The sequence below is a fragment of the Streptomyces sp. NPDC001717 genome (genome assembly GCF_042892775.1).
GTDB lineage: Bacteria > Actinomycetota > Actinomycetes > Streptomycetales > Streptomycetaceae > Streptomyces.
Genome location: NZ_JBIAUK010000044.1, coordinates 41,696 through 59,063, shown reverse-complemented (window position 1 = coordinate 59,063; position 17,368 = coordinate 41,696). Strand labels below are relative to the sequence as shown.

Here is a 17,368-nt window from a genome sequence, read left to right as displayed (position 1 = left end):
GCCACCCAGATCAAGTGGGGCCTGGACTACATGAACTCCCGCTACGGCAGCCCCGTCGAGGCCTGGAACTTCTGGTCCGCCAACCACTGGTACTAGACCGGCGGCAGCACGCGCAGCACGCGCAGCACACGCACGAAGACGCTCGGCAGGGAACCCCCGCCGAGCGTCTTTTGCGTATGCGGTCCGGACGCGCCGGGCGGGTGTGGACGGGCCGCCCAGGGGCAGGCGCACGGTATGGCCGTGATCGTCGGCACCTCCGGGTGGCAGTACCGGGACTGGTCGGGCGTCTTCTATCCCCCGGACCGGCCCCAGCGCCTGTGGCTGGAGGAGTACGCACGCCACTTCCGGACCGTGGAGAGCAACAACGCCTTCTATCGCCTGCCGTCACCGGAAACCTTCGCCCAATGGCGCGAACGAACCCCGCCCGGCTTCCTGATGGCCGTGAAGGCGAGCCGCTTCCTCACCCACATCAAGCGTCTGCGTGACCCGGCCGAGCCCGTCCACAGACTCGTGGGGCACGCCGCCTCCCTCGCGGACCGGCTCGGTCCGGTCCTGCTGCAACTCCCGCCCACGCTGCGAGGGGACCCGGAGGCGCTCGACCGCTGCCTGGCCTGCTTCCCCGCCGGGGTCCGGGTCGCCGTCGAGCCCCGTCACGAGTCGTGGTGGAGTGCGGAGGTGCGTTCGGTGCTGACCGAACGCGGCGCGGCCCTGTGCTGGGCGGACCGGGGATCCCGGCCCGTGACACCGCTGTGGCGCACCGCCGATTGGGGCTACCTCCGCTTTCACGAGGGCCGCGCCCAGCCCTGGCCGAGGTACGGACGGACCGCTCTGCGCAGTTGGGCGGAACGGATCGCCGAGACCTGGCCCCGTGACGCGGACGTCTTCGCCTATTTCAACAACGATCCGGGCGGAGCGGCCGTGGCCGACGCACGGGCGTTCCTCCGGCTCGTGGCGGCATCCGAGCCGGCTCGCCGGCCCTCCGTGAGACAGCCCCGACACGCGTGACCGCGGCACTCCACGGCCCTTGCGAACCATGGCCGGTCAGGAGGGGGAGGGGAGCGGTAGGTCGGCCCAGACCGTCTTGCCGGCGCCCTCCCTCCGGCTTCCCCAGCTCAGGGTGAGGCGGTCGACGATGAAGAGGCCGTGCCCCCTGATGGCATGGGGCCGGTGTTCACCCATGTGCGGTGGCTCGGGGCTGGGATCGGTGACGGCGATCTGCAGCAGAGTGCCGTGGTGTTCGAGGGAAAGTCGCAGGATGCCGCCGGCGTGGTCGGCGGCGTTGGCGAGCAGCTCCGCGGCGACCAGGACGGCGTCGCCGCCCTCGGCGGGCAGGTGCCAGTCGTCCAGGGTCCGACGCACCCAGGCGATCCCCGCGCCACATGCCGCCCCCGTCTCGGAGCCGAAGACGAGTTCACGGTGGCGGAATGCGGGAGGGGATGGCGGTGGGCCCATGATCGATCCCTGAGCAGTGGGCGGCTGTGCCTTGTAGCTCGCCCCTGCCCGCGCTCGTACGGCGTACGCGTCGGCAGAGGCCGCACGTGCCGGACCGCTTCGCTGGGGGAGACGAGGCAGTGGCACCGGTTGCTGCTCATCACGGCCTCCTCGACCCGCCGCCGTACGCCTGCCAAGGGGGCTGGAGGCGCAGGGGCCGGGTGCCACGGTCCGCAGCGGTGGTAGTGCGGCAGAGACCGACCCGCGCACCCGTGTGATGGGGGTGGCACGTGGTGGGTAGGCGCCGGACGAGTCCGGCCGACCTGCCGGCAAAAGGGAAGGAGGCGGACATGTCCGCACGCATTCCAGACCCCGAGCGCCGCAACACGACTCGACCCAACCCAGGGGTGCCGCCCGGCGAGACGCCGCCCGGTGAGTCGAGCACCGGAACCGGCGCAGGTCCCTACCGGCCGCTCACGCGCGGCTGGGCCAAGGGCCCCCTCCTGGTGATCTGCCTGGTGGCCTTGGCCTGTGCCCTGTTCTTCCTGGCCTACGCCATCATGTTGAACGTCTGAGCGGGACCGGGAGGGCGTCTCGCCCGGGTGGTCCGCTCGGGTTCTCCGCCGTTTGCGGCGCGGGCCGGAGCAAGGGGAATCGGTATCCGCGGGTCAGCGTTGTCGAGGCATGGATGATGCGTCACGACACGGTCGAGAAGAGCCCGGTCCGTCCGCCTCCGCCTCCGCAGCCGCCTCCTCCACCGTCCGAGACCGCCTCGCGGCCGACCGCGCGGACACCTTCGCGCGTTTGGCCGCGCTGGGCCGTGACTTCGCCGGGATCGTCGCAGCGAACGCCCTGGTCGCCGTCGACGACGAGCACGATCCCGAAGGGGGCACCACGGCCTTCGAGCGGGCCCATGTCGCCGCTCTCATGGCGCAGGCGCGAGAACACCTGGAAGAGCTGGACCGGGCTCTGGAACGACTCGAACGAGGCGAGTACGGACGATGCGAGGGCTGCGGTGGGACGATTCCCCCCGAACGTCTGGAGATCCGACCGGCAGCGACCACCTGTGTCCGCTGTGCCGGCTCCGACCCCGACGCGACGACGCGCTCTGCTTGAACAGCAAGGGCCCCGGGCCCTCACCCGCCTCCGCCACCGACAGGTCATGGACCGCGCCGCGTACACCCTGTGCGTCCTCATGGGGGGACGGCCCGCACCGCAGGCGGCCGTCGCCGCGGCGGAACGCCGTCTGTCCCGGCAGGGATGAAGTCCCGAGGGCCGTCAGCCGGCCGCGGGCAGGCGCACCTGAAGGTTGCCGTGACCGTCGGTCCGCGTGGCGAACGCCGGCTGTGGAGCGGTGGCCGGCCCGCCCACGTTCCAGCCGTCGGAGAGGCGGAAGACGCAGCCGTGCCAGGGGCAGGTCACGCAGCCGTCGGCGATCTCGCCCTGCGAGAGGGGGCCGGAGAAGTGGCTGCACCGGTCGGCCAGGACGTGGAAGACGTCATGGGATTCCCGGACCACCAGCACCGGCACCTCGCCGACCATTCGGCGCACCCCCTCGCCCGTCGCGAACTCCTCGACGGACCCGAGCGTGTGCCAGCCGGGCGTCACCACGAGGGCGACCGACTCGGTCTTGTTCGCACCGACCGCCTGCCGGTAGGCGAGGTGCCCGCCGAGAGCGGCCCCGGTGCCCACCGCCGCCAGTCCCGCGAAGCCGAGCGTGCGCCCCAGACCGAGGCGGCCTCGCGAGCGCACCGCCCATGACGCGCCGTACAGGCCCACCGCGGCGGCGATCGACGCGGCGTGCAGCAAGCCGGTGCGCATCTGCCGCGGGTGCAGCTCGGCCCAGTCGACCCAGCCCGTCCACGCCGCGGGGGCGGCGGTGACGACGCCGACCGCGACGAGCCTGCGCGCGGCGCGCTCCGACCCGGGCACGAGGTCCAGGACGCCCGCGGAGATCCAGGCACCGACCGGAATCTGGACCAGCGCGGGGTGCAGCGGGTGACCGAGGGGGCGACCGTGCAGTAGCCCGCGCAGCCGGCCCAGGGGCAGGGCCCGGACCGCGCGCCCCAGCGGCTCGGTGACCGTGTCGAGTTCCTCGGCGTCCGCCACGGCGTCGAGCGCCTTCAGGGTCCGGACGCAGATGCCGTCCCCGTGTCCGCCGTCCGCGCGGACGGCGGCGGTGAGACGGGCGATGAGGGTTCCCATGCGGATCAGCCTGCCCGCTTTCGCGTACCGGCGCGGCACGGGTTGCGCCGGACGGAGCAGCGGGCGCCGGACTGCTCCGCCACGAGCGTCCGGGTGATCGTCCTGCCGGACGCTCACCCCTCGCGGGTTCGGTTCACTTCAGCTCCTCGGCCAGGAGGTCCATGAGCAGGCCGTCGTGCCAGGTTCCGTCGGCGCCGCGTTCGTACTGCCGCATGATGCCGACCGGCCGGAAGCCGACCTTCGTGTAGCAGCGGATGGCGGCGGCGTTGTCGGCGGCCGGGTCGATGACGAGCCGGTGGAAACCCAGATCGCGGACGAGGTGGCGGGCGAGGGTTCCGACGGCGTCGGTGCCCAGGCCCCGGCCGTGTACCGCGGGGTCCAGGAAGAGGTCGATGCCGGCGTGCCGGTAATCGGGCTCTTCCTCGGCGTGCCACTGGATCATGCCGATGACCCGGTCCTGGTGGTGGATCGTCAGGCAGTGGGTGGCGGGGTCCGTCAGGTCTTCCGCGACCTCGGCTTCGAGGTCGGGGCCACCGCGCCAGCGGGCCCGCACCTCGGGGGTGGCGCGGATGGTCGCCAGTTCGGGGACGTGGTGGCGCTGGGCGGGCCGGAGTTCGACGGCGTTGCCGCACAGAACGGTCATGTCCCGGAGCCTACGGTCCCAGCTCGCGGGTCTCGCCGGCCGGTAGGCGACGGATCCGGCAGTGGCCTCCGGGCGCAGTGGTCTCACCGGCAAAAGTTGAGGATTGTTCACTTTCCATTGACAGGGCGGTCCCCGGGACCCGAAAGTTCCGTCAGCAGCACGCCCGGAAGCGCCTCCCCGCACCCGTGCCCGGGATCCGCGCTCCTCGACCGAAGCGAGTCCGCATGACAGTGCCCGTACCCCAGTTCCCGGCCGGCTTCCTGTGGGGAGTCTCCGCCTCCGCCTTCCAGATCGAGGGCTCGCCCACGGCCGACGGTCGGGGTCCCTCCTCCTGGGACGCCTTCAGCCGGGAGCAGGGGCGAGTCAAGGACGGCTCGAACGCGGAGGTGGCCACCGACCACTACCGCCGCTATCGCGAGGACGTCGCGCTCATGGCCGAACTCGGTGTGGACGCCTACCGGTTCTCGATCTCCTGGTCCCGCGTCCTGCCCGACGGGCACGGCCCGGTCAACCGCCCCGGGCTGGACTTCTACGACCGGCTCGTCGACGAACTGTGCGCCGCGGGGATCGCCCCGACGCCCACCCTCTTCCACTGGGACACCCCGCTCGCCCTGGAGGAGCGGGGCGGCTGGCTGGAGCGCGACACCGCCGAGCGGTTCGCGGCGTACGCCTCGGTGGTCGCGGAGCGCCTCGCCGACCGCGTGCCCATGTGGATCACCATCAACGAGCCGGCCGAGGTCACCCTCCTCGGCTACGGCCTGGGCGAACACGCCCCCGGCCGACAGCTCGTCTTCGACGCCCTGCCCGCCGCCCACCACCAGCTGCTGGCCCACGGGTTGGGCGTACAGGCCCTGCGCGCGGCGGGCGCCCGCAGGATCGGCATTGCCGCCTCGCACAGTCCCGTCTGGGCCGCCGGCGAGAGCGACGAGGACCGCGCCGCGGCCGAGTTGTACGACACGCTCACCAACCGCCTCTTCGCAGACCCGATCCTGACCGGCGCCTACCCGGACGGCCTGGACTCCCTGCTGCCCGGCCCGGTGGCGGAGGACCTCAAGACGATCTCGGCCCCGCTGGACTGGTACGGGGTCAACTACTACAACCCGATGCTCGTCGGCGCGCCGACCCCGGCCGCCGCCTCCGCCTTCGGCGGCATCGAGATCCCCTCCGGACTCCCCTTCGCCATCCGCGACATCGAGGGGTACGAGCGCACCGACTTCGACTGGCCGGTGGTTCCGGACGGGCTGCGCGAGCTGCTCACCACCCTGCGCGAGCGCTACGGCGACCGGCTGCCGCCCCTGTACATCACCGAGAACGGCTGCTCGTACGGAGACGGGCCGGACCCGGACACCGGCAGGGTCGAGGACGCGCGCCGGATCGCCTACCACGACGGCCACCTGCGCGCCCTGCACCAGGCGATGGCCGAGGGGGTCGACGTACGCGGCTACTTCATCTGGTCGATCCTCGACAACTTCGAATGGGCGGAGGGCTACCGGCAGCGGTTCGGGCTCGTCCACGTCGACTACGAGACGCTGGCACGGACGCCCAAGGAGTCGTACGCCTGGTACCGCGACCTGATCAAGAGCGGCAGATGACCGCCGAGCCGAGGGCCGCGGAACCCGCGGGACCCGAGGAGCCGGCGGAACCAACGGAAGCGTCGGAACCCGCCGAACAGGGCAGCGCGCCCGGCGGCCGGTGGGTGGGCGCCCTGTCCCTCGCCAACATCGGGGTGTGGGTCGGCTGGTTCGGTCCGCTGCAACTGCTACTGGCGCGCCAGGCCGAGCAACTCGCCCCCGAACACAAGGCATCCACCCTCGCCCTGGTGACGGGATTGGGCGCGGCCGTCTCGATGGTCGCCAACCCGGTCTTCGGAGCGCTGTCCGACCGTACGACGGCACGCGCGGGCCGCCGGATCCCCTGGGTGGTCGCCGGGGTGGCGGGCGGCGCCGCCGGCCTGGTCCTCCTCTCCCTGGCGGCGAGCGTCACGGCCGTGATCGCGGGCTGGTGCCTGGTCCAGCTCGCCCTCAACGCGGCCTTCGCCGCACTCACCGCCGCCGTCCCCGACCAGGTCCCGCCCCGGCAGCGCGGCCTGGTCGGCGGCTGGCTCGGCGTCTCCCAGGTCGTCGGCATCCTGGTCGGCACGGCGCTGGCCACGGTCGCGGGCGGGATCACCGCGGGCTACCTGGCCTGCGCGGGCTTCTCGGTGCTCGCGGCCGTGCCGTACGTGGTCATGCGCCGCGACTCGACGCTCGCCCCCGCAGCCCGGCCGGCCTTCCGGTGGCGGACCTTCCTCACCGGCTTCTGGATCGATCCCCGCCGCCACCCCGATTTCGGCTGGGCCTGGCTCACCCGGTTCCTGATGAACCTGTCGTACTCCATCAGCACCATGTACCTGCTCTACTACCTGACCGACGCGGTGCGCTACGGGGGAGACGCCGACACCGGTGTACTGATCCTCACGGCGCTCAACGCGCTCACCCTGCTCTCCACCGTGGTGATCAGCGGCATCCGTTCGGACCGCAGCGGCCGCCGGAAGTCCTACGTCATCCGTTCGGGGCTGGTCATCGCCGCGGCCACCCTGCTGCTCGGCGTCTGGCAGACCTGGACCGGCGCGGTCGTCGCCTCGCTCGTCCTCGGCCTCGGCTTCGGCGTGTACACGGCGGTGGACTTCGCCCTGCTCACGGACGTGCTGCCGAACGCGGAGGACCGGGGCAAGGACCTGGGCGTGATCAACATCGCCAACGCGCTGCCCCAGGTGCTGGCTCCGGTCATCGCGGCCCCGGTCGTCACCCACCTCGGCGGATACACGGCCCTCTACGCCCTGGCGGGAGGTCTGGCCGTCGCGGGTTCGGTCCTGGTGCGCCGCATCCGCTCGGTGCCCTGACCCGGCCCGGGAGACGGCCAGAGCCCTGCCGCTCCGGACATCCGGAACGGCAGGGCTCTGACGGTGGCTCCGGTGCGCGGATCAGCCGAGGGCCGGGGCCGGCCGGGGCGCGGCCGCCTCCGTACCGGCGGGGTCGGTGCGGTGGGCCAGGAGCCGCTGGGCGAGGACGCCGAAGACGATTCCGAACACGGCCCACATCACGACCTGGACGCTCACCGACGCCACCCGGAACTCCCACAGCAGGGCCGCGGGGAACTCGGGCTTGACGGCGTCGGTGTTGTCCGGGAGGACCAGGAAGGCCAGGGCGGTGGCGACGACGAAGCCGGCGCCCGCCGTCAGGGTGGCGTTCCAGTTGCCCAGGCGCGGTGCCAGTCGCCGTCCCAGGATGATCGCGCCGACGCCGAGCAGGACGCTGAGCAGGATCATCAGGAAGAACAACGTCGTGCGCTGTCCGATGGTGTCGGGATTGCCGACGGCCGGCGGGGTGGCCGGGTACTTCAGGAACGGCACGAAGTAGACGGTGGCGAAGGCGCCCGCCGCCGTGAGCGCCGCCGTGGCCCGGGGGCTGAACCCGCCGACGCGGCCGAGGGCGAAGGAGAACGCGAGGGAGGCGATGCCGCCCAGCGCCACCCCGTAGACCAGCACACCGGTCGCGAGACCGACGGTGGACTGCACGGGGCGACTGACGAGTTCTTCCTCTTCCTCGGCGGAGGCGGAGGCGGAGGAGGCGGCGGCGCCGTGACCGGAGTGACCGGCCTCGTGCCCGGCGTCCTGCCCGGCCGCGGGGGCGGCTTCCTTGGCGGCCGCGGCCTCCTCGACGGCGATGGAGCCCCGGACCGGGGGCTCACCGACCACGTAGGCGACGGCGAAGGCGAACAGTCCGGCGATCAGGCCCGCGAGCATGCCGCGGACCAGGAGACCTCTGACGGTGGAGGCGTACATGGTGCGTGCGCCTCTCAGTGGCAGGGGAAGCCGAGCAGGTGACGGCCGTCGTGCACCCACTCGTGCACGCCCTCACCGGAGAACACGGCGGTGGCACCCTGCTCGGCGCCGACGAAGTACAGGGCCACGAGCATCAGGAGACCGACGAACAGCGCCCAGGGCAGGACGGCCTTCACCGGCAGCGGAGCCGACGGCGAGACGGCGGGGGTGGGAATGGCGGCGGGGGCGAGGGCCTCGGCCATGGTGGAACCTCCTCGGGGAACAACGCGTCCCATGTGGTGGTGCGGAACGACGGTCCGAGGGTCTGACTCGCCGCGACCGCCACCCCTGGAGGTGTCGTCGCAGCACACAGTGGCGCGACCATGCCGGATTCACACCGGGCTTCCGTCTCGCCGTCGTCGCTATGTGCAGATGTCGGCGTGACGCTACAGCCCGGCGCGCCGTCGCACCAAGCGGATGAGTCCTTGATCACAGGCGAGCGCGGCCGTGTCCTCCTCGAACCGTGCCCGCGGCGTCACCGCCCGTCCGGCTGTCGCGGGCGCCTCACCGCCGCCCCGGACCGCCGTTCGGCACGACGAGGGAGCCAGGACTTCTCCTGCTCCGACAGGGGCGGCTCGGGCGCTCGCAGGCCCGTGTCGTCGTAGACGGCGATCGGGTCATCCGGCGCCGACCAGGAGCCGACCGTCACCAACCGGTATGCGAACTCCCCGCCTTCGGGAAGCGGAACCGCGACGACCGGCGGCGCCGGCGGCCCGGGCACGCACCGGCCGACGTCTTCGGCGTACGGTCCGGCACCGAACAGTGCGTGCATCCACCCCTGTGGTGGCGTTCCGGTCAGATCGAAGACGTCTTCCATGCCTCCCCTCGTCGAGGCGACGATAGCCGGCGAGGGCGCAAGGAACCCCACCTCAAGCTCGGCCGGACGACTTCCGGCCTTCGTCCCGAGACACGGGATAGGGGACGAACGTGCTGCTGTTCTCGTCGACGGCCAGGGTTCGGCCGAGGGGCGGGACCGCGCGTTGCGGGCAGTCCAGGCGTTCGCAGAGCCGGCAGCCCATGCCGATCGGGGTGGCCGCGGCGGCGTTGTCCAGGTCGAGGCCGTCCGAGTACACGAGCCGGGGCGCGTGGCGGATCTCGCAGCCCAGACCGATGGCGAAGGTCTTGCCGGGTTCGCCCCACCCGCCACGGTGCCGGGTGACGGCCCGGGCGGTCCACAAGTACCGCTGTCCGTCGGGCATGGCGGCGACCTGGACGTGGATCCGGCCGGGCGCGGCGAAGGCCTCGTACACGTTCCAGAGCGGGCAGGTGCCGCCGGCCCGGGAGAAGTGGAATCCGGTGGCGGACTGCCGCTTGGACATGTTGCCGGCCCTGTCGACCCGGACGAAGGAGAACGGGACCCCGCGCAGCCGGGGGCGTTGCAGGGTGCTCAGGCGGTGGCAGACGGTCTCGTAGCCGAGGCCGAAGTGGTCGGTGAGCCGTTCGATGTCGTAGCGGAACTTCTCGGCCGCCGTGTGGAAGGCCCGGTACGGGAGGATCAGCGCGGCGGCGAAGTAGTTGGCGATGCCGATGCGGGCCAGGCCGTGGGCGGGGGAGCCGGGCGCGAAGTCCTCGGTGGCGAGCCGGTCCAGCTCGCCGCCGTACTCGACCAGGGCGAGCTGGGTGGCCATGCGGAACGCCTGCTGGCCCGGGCGGAGCCGGCTGGACAGGTGCAGGACGCGGGACGTGCCGTCGAAGTGGTGGAGGCGGTCGGAGTCCGCGACGAGCCGGATCCCGTGGTGCTCGGTGAGGCGCTGCGAGAGCACCCGGATGACCTCTCCGGGGCGGATGCCGATCTCCTGGGCGAGGGTCTCGGCGGCGAGGTCGGTGTCGTGGAGGTAGTTCTGGCGGCGGTAGAAGAACTCGCGGATCTCCTCGTGCGGTGAACGCGGCGCGGCCGGGCCTCCGTTGCGGCCGTCGGCGGTGTCCGCGAGCCGTTCGGCCAGTACGTGGCCGCGCCGGCCCAGGTCCAGCAGGACCGCGGCCACCGCGGGCATCCGCGTGGCCAGTTCGGCCAGGTCGGAGGGAGAGACGCGGGCCGCGGCGATCTCGCCCGCCAGGGCCTCGCGCAGGTCGGCGACGAGGCGGCTGGTGTCGCGTTCCGAGAAGAACCCGGGGTCCACGCCGAACGCCTCGGTCAGCCGCAGCAGGACGGGCACGGTGAGGGGCCGGGAGTCGTGCTCCATCTGGTTCAGGTAGCTGGGGGAGATGGCCAGGACGCGTGCCAGCTCGGCCTGGCTCATCCGGCGCTCCTCGCGCAACCGCCGCAGCCGCGCACCCGCGTACGTCTTGCTCACCTGGCTCCTTCGACCTCGCCCGCCAGTGGTTCAGCGTACGCACGAATCCGCCGATCCCGAGCTTCGCAAGCTTGGCAATTGTGCCGCGGAAGATTCGCAGAAGTTGGCAGATGTACCTCATTGATGGCACTGCGTGCCGCTGTCAGAGTCTGACGTGCGGCCCACCGGATCTCGAACGGCCGGGCGGACACAGAGGGCTCAACTCGCGCCTTCGCGTGTGTGGTTCCGGCAGCCGCAGTCCCTATCACGGCACAGAGTGCCAATCTCTCGTCGTCAGGGACGGGACGTTGGCAGACCAAGCGACCCATGGAGACGGTGATGGTCATGGCAGACACCAACACGACGAAGGCGGCGGCCGAGCGGCTCAGGCAGCGGTGGGCCGACGACCCGCGATGGGCGGGCATCGAGCGGACCTACACCGCCGAGGACGTCGTCCGGCTCTCCGGCAGCGTTCGAGAGGAGCACACCCTCGCCCGCCGCGGCGCCGAGCGGCTGTGGCGGCAGCTCCACGACCTCGACTACGTCCACGCCTTGGGCGCCCTGACCGGTGGCCAGGCCGTGCAGCAGGTCCGGGCCGGGCTCCAGGCGATCTACCTGTCCGGCTGGCAGGTGGCCGCCGACGCCAACCAGGCCGGCCACACCTACCCCGACCAGTCCCTCTACCCGGTCAACTCGGTCCCGCAGGTGGTGCGCCGGATCAACAACGCGCTGCTGCGAGCCGATCAGATCGCCACCGCCGAGGGCGGCGCCGACACGACCGACTGGCTCGCCCCGATCGTGGCCGACGCCGAGGCCGGGTTCGGCGGCCCGCTGAACGCCTTCGAGCTGACGAAGGCGATGATCGCGGCGGGAGCGGCCGGCATCCACTACGAGGACCAGCTCGCCTCCGAGAAGAAGTGCGGCCACCTCGGCGGCAAGGTCCTCGTCCCCACCTCCCAGCACATCCGCACCCTCAACGCCGCCCGCCTGGCCGCCGACATCGCCGACACCCCGACCCTGGTCATCGCCCGCACCGACGCCCTCGCCGCGAACCTGCTGACCAGCGACGTGGACGAGCGCGACGCGCGGTTCTGCACGGGCGAGCGGACCGCGGAGGGCTTCCACCGCGTCCGGAACGGCATGGCACCCGTCATCGCCCGCGGCCTCGCCTACGCCCCGTACGCCGACCTCATCTGGGTCGAGACCGGCACCCCGGACCTCGCCCAGGCCCGCGAGTTCGCCGAGGCGATCCACGCGCGGTACCCGGATCGGATGCTCGCCTACAACTGCTCGCCGTCCTTCAACTGGAAGGCGACCCTGGACGACGACCAGATCGCCACGTTCCAGAAGGAGCTGGGCGCCATGGGGTACAAGTTCCAGTTCATCACGCTGGCCGGCTTCCACTCCCTCAACCACGGCATGTTCGACCTCGCCCGGGGCTACGCCGAACACGGCATGACCGCCTACGTCGACCTCCAGGAACGCGAGTTCGCCGCCCAGCAGCACGGCTTCACCGCGGTCAAGCACCAGCGCGAGGTCGGCACCGGCTACTTCGACCTGGTCTCCACCGCCGTCAACCCCGCCTCCTCCACCACCGCCCTCACCGGTTCCACCGAGGAAGAGCAGTTCCACTAGTGCCCCGGCCGGCACCAGGACGCCCCGCCCCACCCTCGTCAGGAGACCGCATGACCACCGCCACCACCGCCACCACGCACCGGGTCCGGGTCCTCGCGGCACCCGGCGACCGCCACGACGAGATCCTCACGGAGGAGGCGCTCGACTTCATCGGCCGCCTCGACGCGGCGTTCGCGCACCGCCGCCTGGACATCCTCAAGGAGCGGCTCCGGCGCAAGGACCGCCTGGTCGCGGGAGCACCAATGGACTTCTCCCTCACCACGGCCGCCATCCGCGCCGACCCCGACTGGCGCGTGGCCCCTCCCGCCCCCGGGCTGGAAGACCGCCGGGTGGAGATCACCGGCCCGCCGGAGCGCCGGATGACGGTCAACGCGCTCAACTCCGGTGCCCGGGTGTGGATGGCCGACTTCGAAGACGCCACCGCCCCCACCTGGGACAACGTCATCGGCGGCCAGCTCAACCTGCTCGACGCCATCGAGCGCCGCATCGACTTCACCACGCCCGAGGGCACGGAGTACCGCCTCGGCGAGGACCTGGCGACCATCGTCGTCCGCCCCCGCGGCTGGCACCTCCTCGAAGAACACCTGGAGATCGACGGGCGACCCGTCCCCGCTTCGCTGGTCGACTTCGGGCTGTACTTCTTCCACTGCGCCCAGCGTCGGATCGACGCCGGGCAGGGCCCGTACTTCTACCTCCCCAAGCTGGAGAACGCCGGCGAGGCACGCCTGTGGAACGACGTCTTCGTCCTCGCCCAGGAACTCCTCGGCATCCCGCGCGGCACCATCCGCGCCACCGTCCTCATCGAGACCGTCACCGCGGCCTTCGAGATGGAGGAGATCCTCCACGCCCTGCGCGAGCACAGCGCCGGCCTCAACGCCGGCCGCTGGGACTACCTGTTCAGCATCGTCAAGACCTTCGGCCACCGGCCCGACTTCCAGCTCCCCGACCGCGCCCAGGTCACCATGACCGCCCCTTTCATGCGGGCCTACGCCGAACTCCTCGTCCGCACCTGCCACAAGCGCGGCGCGCACGCCATCGGCGGCATGGCCGCCCACGTGCCGGCCGATGACCCCGACGCCGACAGGGCTGCCCTGGCCAAGGTCCGCCTGGACAAGGAACGAGAGGCCGAGGACGGCTTCGACGGCTCCTGGGTCGCCCACCCGGCGCTCGTTCCCGTCTGCCGCGAGGTCTTCGACACCGTTCTCGACGGACGGCCCCACCAACTCGACCGGACCCGCGAGGACGTGGACGTCCGCGCCGCCGACCTGCTCTCCGTGCGCCGCATCAGCGCGCCACCCACGCCGGATGGGGTGCGCGCCAACGTGGCCGTCTCGCTGCGGTACTTCGAGGCCTGGGTGCGCGGCCGCGGAGCGGTCGCCCTCCACGGCCTGATGGAGGACGCGGCCACCGCCGAGATCGCCCGCGTCCAGCTCTGGCAATGGCTGCGTCACCGGAGGATCGACCGGGACGACCTGCTCGCCGTGCTCGACGAGGAATGCGCCGCGCTCACCGCGGAGCGGCCCTTCGCCCTTATACCGGAGGCCAGGGCCGTACTGGAGCGGGTCGCCCTGGAACGCGACCTGCCGGCCTTCTTCACCCTCGACGCCTACAGCCGTCACCTGGTCCGCCGCGGGGAGGTGCGGTCATGAGCGCCTCCATCCGCCGGGTCGGCGTCGTGGGAGGCGGTCAGATGGGCGCCGGCATCGCCGAGGTCTGCGCCCGCGCCGGACTCGACACGGTCGTCTGCGAGGCGGACGGCGCGGCCGCCCGTGCGGCGCGCGAGCGGGTCGCCGTCTCCCTCGAACGCGCCGTCCGGCGGGGCAAGCTCGACCGGATCTCGGCCGAGGACGCCCTCGCCCGCCTCGTCTTCACCGGCAGCCTCGACGACCTCGCCGACCGGCAGCTCGTCGTCGAAGCGGTGACCGAGGACGCGGACGTCAAGATCGAGACCTTCGCCGCGCTGGACAAGATCGTCGAAGACCGCGCGGCGATCCTCGCGACGAACACCTCGTCCCTGCCCGTCATGCGGCTGGGCATGGCCACCGGGCGTGCGGACCGGGTCGTGGGCCTGCACTTCTTCAACCCGGTGCCCGTCCTCCCGCTGGTCGAGGTCGTCTCCTCGCTGCACACCTCCCACGAGACCGCGCAGACGGTGGAGGCCTTCGCTCGGGAGACCCTGGGCAAGACGGCGATCCGCTCCCAGGACCGGGCCGGCTTCGTCGTCAACGCCCTACTCATCCCCTACCTGCTGTCGGCGATCCGGATGGCCGAATCCGGCTTCGCCACCCCGGCGGACGTCGACGCGGGCATGGAACTCGGCTGCGCCCACCCCATGGGGCCGCTCAAACTCGCCGACCTCATCGGCCTCGACACCATCGCCGCCATCGCGGAGTCGCTGTACGACGAATTCAAGGAACCCCTCCACGCGCCGCCGCCGCTGCTGATGCGGATGGTGCAGGCCGGGCTGCTGGGCCGCAAGACGGGCCGAGGGTTCCACACGTACGACCGGGACTGCTGAGGGGCCCGGTGCCGCGGCCGGGCCGAGGGTCCCGGCGGCGTGTGGTGGAAGGGAGCGCGGCGGGGTGGTGTCCGCCGCGCCGCCCGCAAGGCCCGCTCCCGGGCCCCGGACCGCTTCGACCACTCGCCCGAACGCGTGGGCGAGGAGCGGGCCGGGGCCTGACAGCGGAACCCGCCTACGCCTCCAGGAGACCGGGAACCGCGCGCGGCCTGCCCTCGGAGTCGATCGCGACGAAGGTCAGGAGTGCGTTGGCCACCTCGGTGGCGGGGGTGGTGGTGGCGTTCCAGCGTTCGGCGGTGACGCGAACGGCCACCGTCATCGAGGTCCGACCGGCGCGTTCGAGCACGGCGTGGACGGTGAGGAGGTCCCCGGCGCGGGCGGGGGCGATGAACGTCATGCGGTCCACGGAGACCGTCACGGCCGGTCCGTCGGCATGGCGGCCCGCCGACGCCGCGGCCGCGTCGTCCATGAGCTTCATGACGACCCCGCCGTGGATGGTGCCGTACAGGTTGGTGTCGTGCTCGCTCATGATGTGGGCGAGGGTCACACGGGAGTCGGCCGGCGCCTTGTGGGCGCGGGTGCCTGAAGTGATGTCCGTGGTCACGGAACTCTCCTTCGCGAGTCGTGGCTCGACCCGGTGGCGTACCCGGGGCGCGAAGGAGCGGCGGGACCGGTGGGGTGCCCGCTGCCGCCGGCCCGCCCACGAGGCCCTCGGGTCTCCGTACGCGCTCGTCGCGCACGGGCAGCGGCAGGTCTTCGGACTCGCGGGCACGTTCCCGTACGCACGACGCGTACGGGGCGTCTACTGGCCGTCGCTTCCCAGGACCGGTTCCGGTCCCAGTGCGTATGACGGCGGTCGTTCCCGCTCACCGCTGCGGGGCAGTCCCGGATTCCCACCGGGTTCCCTCTTGCGACGCGTCCCGCCTGGCGGACGGGGGCGAACCAGCTGCGTGGCCCACCCTAGGGCCTGTCGTCAAACTCCCGTCTGCCCCGCGACGCCTGGCACGCGCTCTCGCCGCACCGGGCGGAAGCCCGAGTACGTCCAGTACGCGGGCTTCCGCCCGGCGCACCGAGAGCACGCACCAGACGCCGCGGGGCCGCCCTCCGGGCGACGACGGGAGTTTGACGACAGGCCCTAGTGCCCTACGTCTCACGTCCCCGTCGGGAGGCGCCGGCTCCGTCACGTGCGGGGCGCGGAGGTTCCGGCCGCGCCGGACGTCGCGCTGCCGGGGCCCAGCTCGGCGTGCTCGCGCACCGCGATCCGAGCCAGCTTCGTGAGCATCATGCCGTTGCGGACCGCGACGACGTAGTCGACGGGGAGGCCGTGCATCCGCGTGCCGGGGCCCCGGAGGGGGTGCCAATCGAGGGTGAAGAGGGTGTGCTCGCCCCAGGGGATCAGCTGCATCGCGATGCGCGCCGCACCGAAGGATCCGGCCTTCGCTTCCAGTTGCAGGCGGTGCAGTGGTTCGCAGATGCGGACGACGCAGGTGTCGTCGAGGGTGAGGGGCCCGACGCCGACGCGGACCTTCAGCCGTGCGCCGACGTCCGGCCAATGCGGGTCCACGGCGAGGACCTGCTGGGTTCCCGTCACCCACTCCCCGTAGCGGTGGCCGTCGGACAGCAGGTCCCACACTTCGGACGGCGAGCTGAGGATCAGACGACGGTTCCGGGCCATGATCACGCTCCTGGAGGAAGGGTGGCCCGGCTCGCCGGGAGGCCCCGGAGCACCGGGCGCCCCTCCGGCCGCCCCGGGGGCTTGGCTTCCAGCGTCATGCCGAGCCCGGCGTCTGCGCAGCCCGAGGACTCCGGACGAGTGATACGACCACTCATCCGATCAGGGCTACGACCTGCCCCTTCCCGAGATCTCGGCGACAGCGGTCGGCACGGAACCGGCACGGGGCGTGGGGGTGCCCGCTCGGGCCGACAGCACCTGCCGTCCGAGGCCTGCCCGACCGCCGGGTCTCACGTCAGGTGCCGGGTGAAGAACCGGGCCGCGGCCTCCCCCGCGTGCTCGGGAACGCCGGTGTGCCCGCCCATGTTGGCGAGCAGGGTCTTCTCCGTGGAGCCGAAGGCGTCGAACAGGTCCAGGGCCGCCTGCCGGTCGTTCCCTTCGTCGTCCCACTGCAGCAGGACATGCAGCGGAATGGTGACCTGGCGGGCCTCGTCGTACATGGCGCGAGGGACGAAACTGCCCGCGAACAGAACGGCGGCCGAGATGCGCGGCTCGACCACCGCCAGCCGGGTGCCGATGGAGATCACTCCCCCCGAGTAGCCGACCGGGCCGCCGATCTCGGGCAGCGCGAGGAGGGCGTCCAGGGCGGCTTGCCATTCCGGGACCGCCTTGTCGACCAGCGGGAGGACGAGCGCGTCGATGATCTCGTCGGTCACGGGCTCGCCGGCGTCCATCGCCCGGCGCAGGTCGGCGCGGGCCTGCTCGGCGGCGGGCCAACGGGGCCGGTCGCCGCTTCCGGGGAGCTCGATGGTCGCCGTGGCGAAGCCGTTCGCCGCGGAGTGCCGGGCCCGGGCCGCCAGCCGCGGGTACGTCCTGCGCAACCCGAGGGGAGGCGGACTCTGCAGGATCAGCGGCGTCGGCGCGGACGCGGGTGAGGCTGCGGACGCGGGCGCGGGCGTCCACAGGATGCCGGGGATCTCGCCGAGGGTGAATTCGCGTTCGAGGACGCCGTCGTCGAGGCGTTGCTCGGAAGTGAAATGCACGGTCGTGCCTTTCGGGAGTGCTGCTGAGCGGCGCTCCCGGACGACCTATCGCCCGACCGTGACCCCGGAGGAGAGCACCCATGTCG

Annotated in this window: 20 protein-coding genes, 1 pseudogene and 1 riboswitch; of the genes and pseudogenes, 11 read left to right on the top strand and 10 right to left on the bottom strand. The window is 72.3% G+C overall.

Annotated elements, in window-relative coordinates; all coding sequences use genetic code 11:
- Positions 1 to 96 (top strand): annotated as a pseudogene (locus ACFYZL_RS37775) (lytic transglycosylase domain-containing protein); the annotation flags it as partial.
- A gap of 138 nt (positions 97 to 234) precedes the next feature.
- A complete protein-coding gene (locus ACFYZL_RS37770; RefSeq protein ID WP_384753723.1) occupies positions 235 to 1,005 on the top strand; it encodes a DUF72 domain-containing protein in 771 nt (256 codons plus the stop codon).
- Between the two features lie 36 nt (positions 1,006 to 1,041).
- On the opposite strand, the gene ACFYZL_RS37765 is transcribed toward ACFYZL_RS37770, so the two are convergent.
- Positions 1,042 to 1,452 carry an ATP-binding protein gene (locus ACFYZL_RS37765; RefSeq protein ID WP_384753721.1) on the bottom strand — a complete coding sequence of 137 codons (411 nt, stop codon included), beginning with the start codon at positions 1,450 to 1,452 and terminating at the stop codon, positions 1,042 to 1,044.
- Positions 1,453 to 1,781: 329 nt separating this feature from the next.
- Between ACFYZL_RS37765 and ACFYZL_RS37760 the strand changes: the two genes are divergently transcribed.
- From ACFYZL_RS37760 to ACFYZL_RS37750, 3 genes are all read left to right on the top strand, one after another.
- A complete protein-coding gene (locus ACFYZL_RS37760) occupies positions 1,782 to 2,006 on the top strand; it encodes a DUF6480 family protein (protein WP_384753718.1) in 225 nt (74 codons plus the stop codon).
- A gap of 109 nt (positions 2,007 to 2,115) precedes the next feature.
- The gene (locus ACFYZL_RS37755; protein ID WP_388685427.1) at positions 2,116 to 2,547 is read left to right on the top strand and encodes a TraR/DksA family transcriptional regulator; all 432 of its coding nucleotides are present in this window, start codon (positions 2,116 to 2,118) and stop codon (positions 2,545 to 2,547) included.
- A complete protein-coding gene (locus ACFYZL_RS37750; RefSeq protein WP_388685425.1) occupies positions 2,447 to 2,695 on the top strand; it encodes a DUF5133 domain-containing protein in 249 nt (82 codons plus the stop codon). Before ACFYZL_RS37755 ends, ACFYZL_RS37750 begins: the two co-directional genes overlap by 101 nt.
- A 14-nt stretch (positions 2,696 to 2,709) precedes the next feature.
- Here the strand turns inward: ACFYZL_RS37750 and ACFYZL_RS37745 are convergent, their stop codons facing one another.
- Both ACFYZL_RS37745 and ACFYZL_RS37740 read right to left on the bottom strand, forming a co-directional pair.
- Positions 2,710 to 3,636, bottom strand: coding sequence for a Rieske 2Fe-2S domain-containing protein (locus ACFYZL_RS37745; protein ID WP_388685422.1), 927 nt, complete (start codon positions 3,634 to 3,636; stop codon positions 2,710 to 2,712).
- A 133-nt stretch (positions 3,637 to 3,769) separates the two neighbouring features.
- Positions 3,770 to 4,279 (bottom strand): GNAT family N-acetyltransferase, encoded by a 510-nt coding sequence (locus ACFYZL_RS37740; protein ID WP_388685419.1) that lies wholly within the window; start codon positions 4,277 to 4,279, stop codon positions 3,770 to 3,772.
- Positions 4,280 to 4,503: 224 nt separating this feature from the next.
- Between ACFYZL_RS37740 and ACFYZL_RS37735 the strand changes: the two genes are divergently transcribed.
- Positions 4,504 to 5,871 carry a GH1 family beta-glucosidase gene (locus ACFYZL_RS37735; RefSeq protein WP_384753704.1) on the top strand — a complete coding sequence of 456 codons (1,368 nt, stop codon included), beginning with the start codon at positions 4,504 to 4,506 and terminating at the stop codon, positions 5,869 to 5,871.
- Positions 5,868 to 7,160 carry an MFS transporter gene (locus ACFYZL_RS37730; RefSeq protein ID WP_388685415.1) on the top strand — a complete coding sequence of 431 codons (1,293 nt, stop codon included), beginning with the start codon at positions 5,868 to 5,870 and terminating at the stop codon, positions 7,158 to 7,160. The genes ACFYZL_RS37735 and ACFYZL_RS37730 overlap by 4 nt, the downstream gene beginning before the upstream one ends.
- An 81-nt stretch (positions 7,161 to 7,241) precedes the next feature.
- Here ACFYZL_RS37730 and ACFYZL_RS37725 read toward each other — a convergent pair whose 3' ends face one another.
- The 4 genes from ACFYZL_RS37725 to ACFYZL_RS37710 form a co-directional block, all read right to left on the bottom strand.
- Positions 7,242 to 8,102 carry a CbtA family protein gene (locus ACFYZL_RS37725; RefSeq protein WP_388685412.1) on the bottom strand — a complete coding sequence of 287 codons (861 nt, stop codon included), beginning with the start codon at positions 8,100 to 8,102 and terminating at the stop codon, positions 7,242 to 7,244.
- Positions 8,103 to 8,116: 14 nt separating this feature from the next.
- Positions 8,117 to 8,344, bottom strand: a complete 228-nt coding sequence (locus ACFYZL_RS37720) for a CbtB-domain containing protein (protein WP_384753696.1) — start codon at positions 8,342 to 8,344, stop codon at positions 8,117 to 8,119.
- Between the two features lie 272 nt (positions 8,345 to 8,616).
- On the bottom strand, positions 8,617 to 8,958 hold the full coding sequence (locus tag ACFYZL_RS37715) for a hypothetical protein (RefSeq protein WP_388685409.1): 342 nt from the start codon (positions 8,956 to 8,958) through the stop codon (positions 8,617 to 8,619).
- A 52-nt stretch (positions 8,959 to 9,010) separates the two neighbouring features.
- Positions 9,011 to 10,435, bottom strand: a complete 1,425-nt coding sequence (locus ACFYZL_RS37710; protein ID WP_388685407.1) for a short-chain fatty acyl-CoA regulator family protein — start codon at positions 10,433 to 10,435, stop codon at positions 9,011 to 9,013.
- Between the two features lie 324 nt (positions 10,436 to 10,759).
- On the opposite strand from ACFYZL_RS37710, the gene aceA reads away from it, so the two are divergent.
- Genes aceA through ACFYZL_RS37690 form a run of 4 tightly spaced genes read left to right on the top strand, consistent with a single transcriptional unit; the run spans position 10,760 to position 14,729 of the window.
- On the top strand, positions 10,760 to 12,049 hold the full coding sequence (gene aceA / locus ACFYZL_RS37705; RefSeq protein ID WP_384753691.1) for an isocitrate lyase: 1,290 nt from the start codon (positions 10,760 to 10,762) through the stop codon (positions 12,047 to 12,049).
- A gap of 50 nt (positions 12,050 to 12,099) precedes the next feature.
- Positions 12,100 to 13,698 (top strand): malate synthase A, encoded by a 1,599-nt coding sequence (aceB, locus tag ACFYZL_RS37700; RefSeq protein WP_388685404.1) that lies wholly within the window; start codon positions 12,100 to 12,102, stop codon positions 13,696 to 13,698.
- Positions 13,695 to 14,567 (top strand): 3-hydroxybutyryl-CoA dehydrogenase, encoded by an 873-nt coding sequence (locus ACFYZL_RS37695; protein ID WP_384753685.1) that lies wholly within the window; start codon positions 13,695 to 13,697, stop codon positions 14,565 to 14,567. Before aceB ends, ACFYZL_RS37695 begins: the two co-directional genes overlap by 4 nt.
- Positions 14,568 to 14,606: 39 nt before the next feature.
- Positions 14,607 to 14,729 carry a hypothetical protein gene (locus ACFYZL_RS37690; protein ID WP_384753682.1) on the top strand — a complete coding sequence of 41 codons (123 nt, stop codon included), beginning with the start codon at positions 14,607 to 14,609 and terminating at the stop codon, positions 14,727 to 14,729.
- A 13-nt stretch (positions 14,730 to 14,742) separates the two neighbouring features.
- On the opposite strand, the gene ACFYZL_RS37685 is transcribed toward ACFYZL_RS37690, so the two are convergent.
- The 3 genes from ACFYZL_RS37685 to ACFYZL_RS37675 form a co-directional block, all read right to left on the bottom strand.
- On the bottom strand, positions 14,743 to 15,171 hold the full coding sequence (locus tag ACFYZL_RS37685) for an acyl-CoA thioesterase (protein WP_384753679.1): 429 nt from the start codon (positions 15,169 to 15,171) through the stop codon (positions 14,743 to 14,745).
- Between the two features lie 146 nt (positions 15,172 to 15,317).
- Positions 15,318 to 15,477: riboswitch (cobalamin riboswitch) on the bottom strand.
- A 270-nt stretch (positions 15,478 to 15,747) separates the two neighbouring features.
- Positions 15,748 to 16,242: an SRPBCC family protein gene (locus ACFYZL_RS37680; protein WP_384750823.1), complete on the bottom strand. Its 495-nt coding sequence runs from the start codon at positions 16,240 to 16,242 to the stop codon at positions 15,748 to 15,750.
- Between the two features lie 287 nt (positions 16,243 to 16,529).
- Positions 16,530 to 17,282, bottom strand: coding sequence for an alpha/beta hydrolase (locus ACFYZL_RS37675; protein ID WP_388685400.1), 753 nt, complete (start codon positions 17,280 to 17,282; stop codon positions 16,530 to 16,532).
- Between the last annotated feature and the right edge of the window lie 86 nt (positions 17,283 to 17,368).

What these genes read in the sequence shown, in the direction of transcription:
- ACFYZL_RS37725 (WP_388685412.1), bottom strand. Translation starts at nt 8,102, where the DNA reads ATGTACGCCTCCACCGTCAGAGGTCTCCTGGTCCGCGGCATGCTCGCG.
- ACFYZL_RS37755 (WP_388685427.1), top strand. Translation starts at nt 2,116, where the DNA reads ATGGATGATGCGTCACGACACGGTCGAGAAGAGCCCGGTCCGTCCGCC.
- ACFYZL_RS37730 (WP_388685415.1), top strand. Translation starts at nt 5,868, where the DNA reads ATGACCGCCGAGCCGAGGGCCGCGGAACCCGCGGGACCCGAGGAGCCG.
- ACFYZL_RS37715 (WP_388685409.1), bottom strand. Translation starts at nt 8,958, where the DNA reads ATGGAAGACGTCTTCGATCTGACCGGAACGCCACCACAGGGGTGGATG.
- ACFYZL_RS37720 (WP_384753696.1), bottom strand. Translation starts at nt 8,344, where the DNA reads ATGGCCGAGGCCCTCGCCCCCGCCGCCATTCCCACCCCCGCCGTCTCG.
- ACFYZL_RS37695 (WP_384753685.1), top strand. Translation starts at nt 13,695, where the DNA reads ATGAGCGCCTCCATCCGCCGGGTCGGCGTCGTGGGAGGCGGTCAGATG.
- ACFYZL_RS37765 (WP_384753721.1), bottom strand. Translation starts at nt 1,452, where the DNA reads ATGGGCCCACCGCCATCCCCTCCCGCATTCCGCCACCGTGAACTCGTC.
- ACFYZL_RS37770 (WP_384753723.1), top strand. Translation starts at nt 235, where the DNA reads ATGGCCGTGATCGTCGGCACCTCCGGGTGGCAGTACCGGGACTGGTCG.
- aceA (WP_384753691.1), top strand. Translation starts at nt 10,760, where the DNA reads ATGGCAGACACCAACACGACGAAGGCGGCGGCCGAGCGGCTCAGGCAG.
- ACFYZL_RS37735 (WP_384753704.1), top strand. Translation starts at nt 4,504, where the DNA reads ATGACAGTGCCCGTACCCCAGTTCCCGGCCGGCTTCCTGTGGGGAGTC.
- ACFYZL_RS37745 (WP_388685422.1), bottom strand. Translation starts at nt 3,636, where the DNA reads ATGGGAACCCTCATCGCCCGTCTCACCGCCGCCGTCCGCGCGGACGGC.
- aceB (WP_388685404.1), top strand. Translation starts at nt 12,100, where the DNA reads ATGACCACCGCCACCACCGCCACCACGCACCGGGTCCGGGTCCTCGCG.
- ACFYZL_RS37740 (WP_388685419.1), bottom strand. Translation starts at nt 4,279, where the DNA reads ATGACCGTTCTGTGCGGCAACGCCGTCGAACTCCGGCCCGCCCAGCGC.
- ACFYZL_RS37680 (WP_384750823.1), bottom strand. Translation starts at nt 16,242, where the DNA reads ATGGCCCGGAACCGTCGTCTGATCCTCAGCTCGCCGTCCGAAGTGTGG.
- ACFYZL_RS37760 (WP_384753718.1), top strand. Translation starts at nt 1,782, where the DNA reads ATGTCCGCACGCATTCCAGACCCCGAGCGCCGCAACACGACTCGACCC.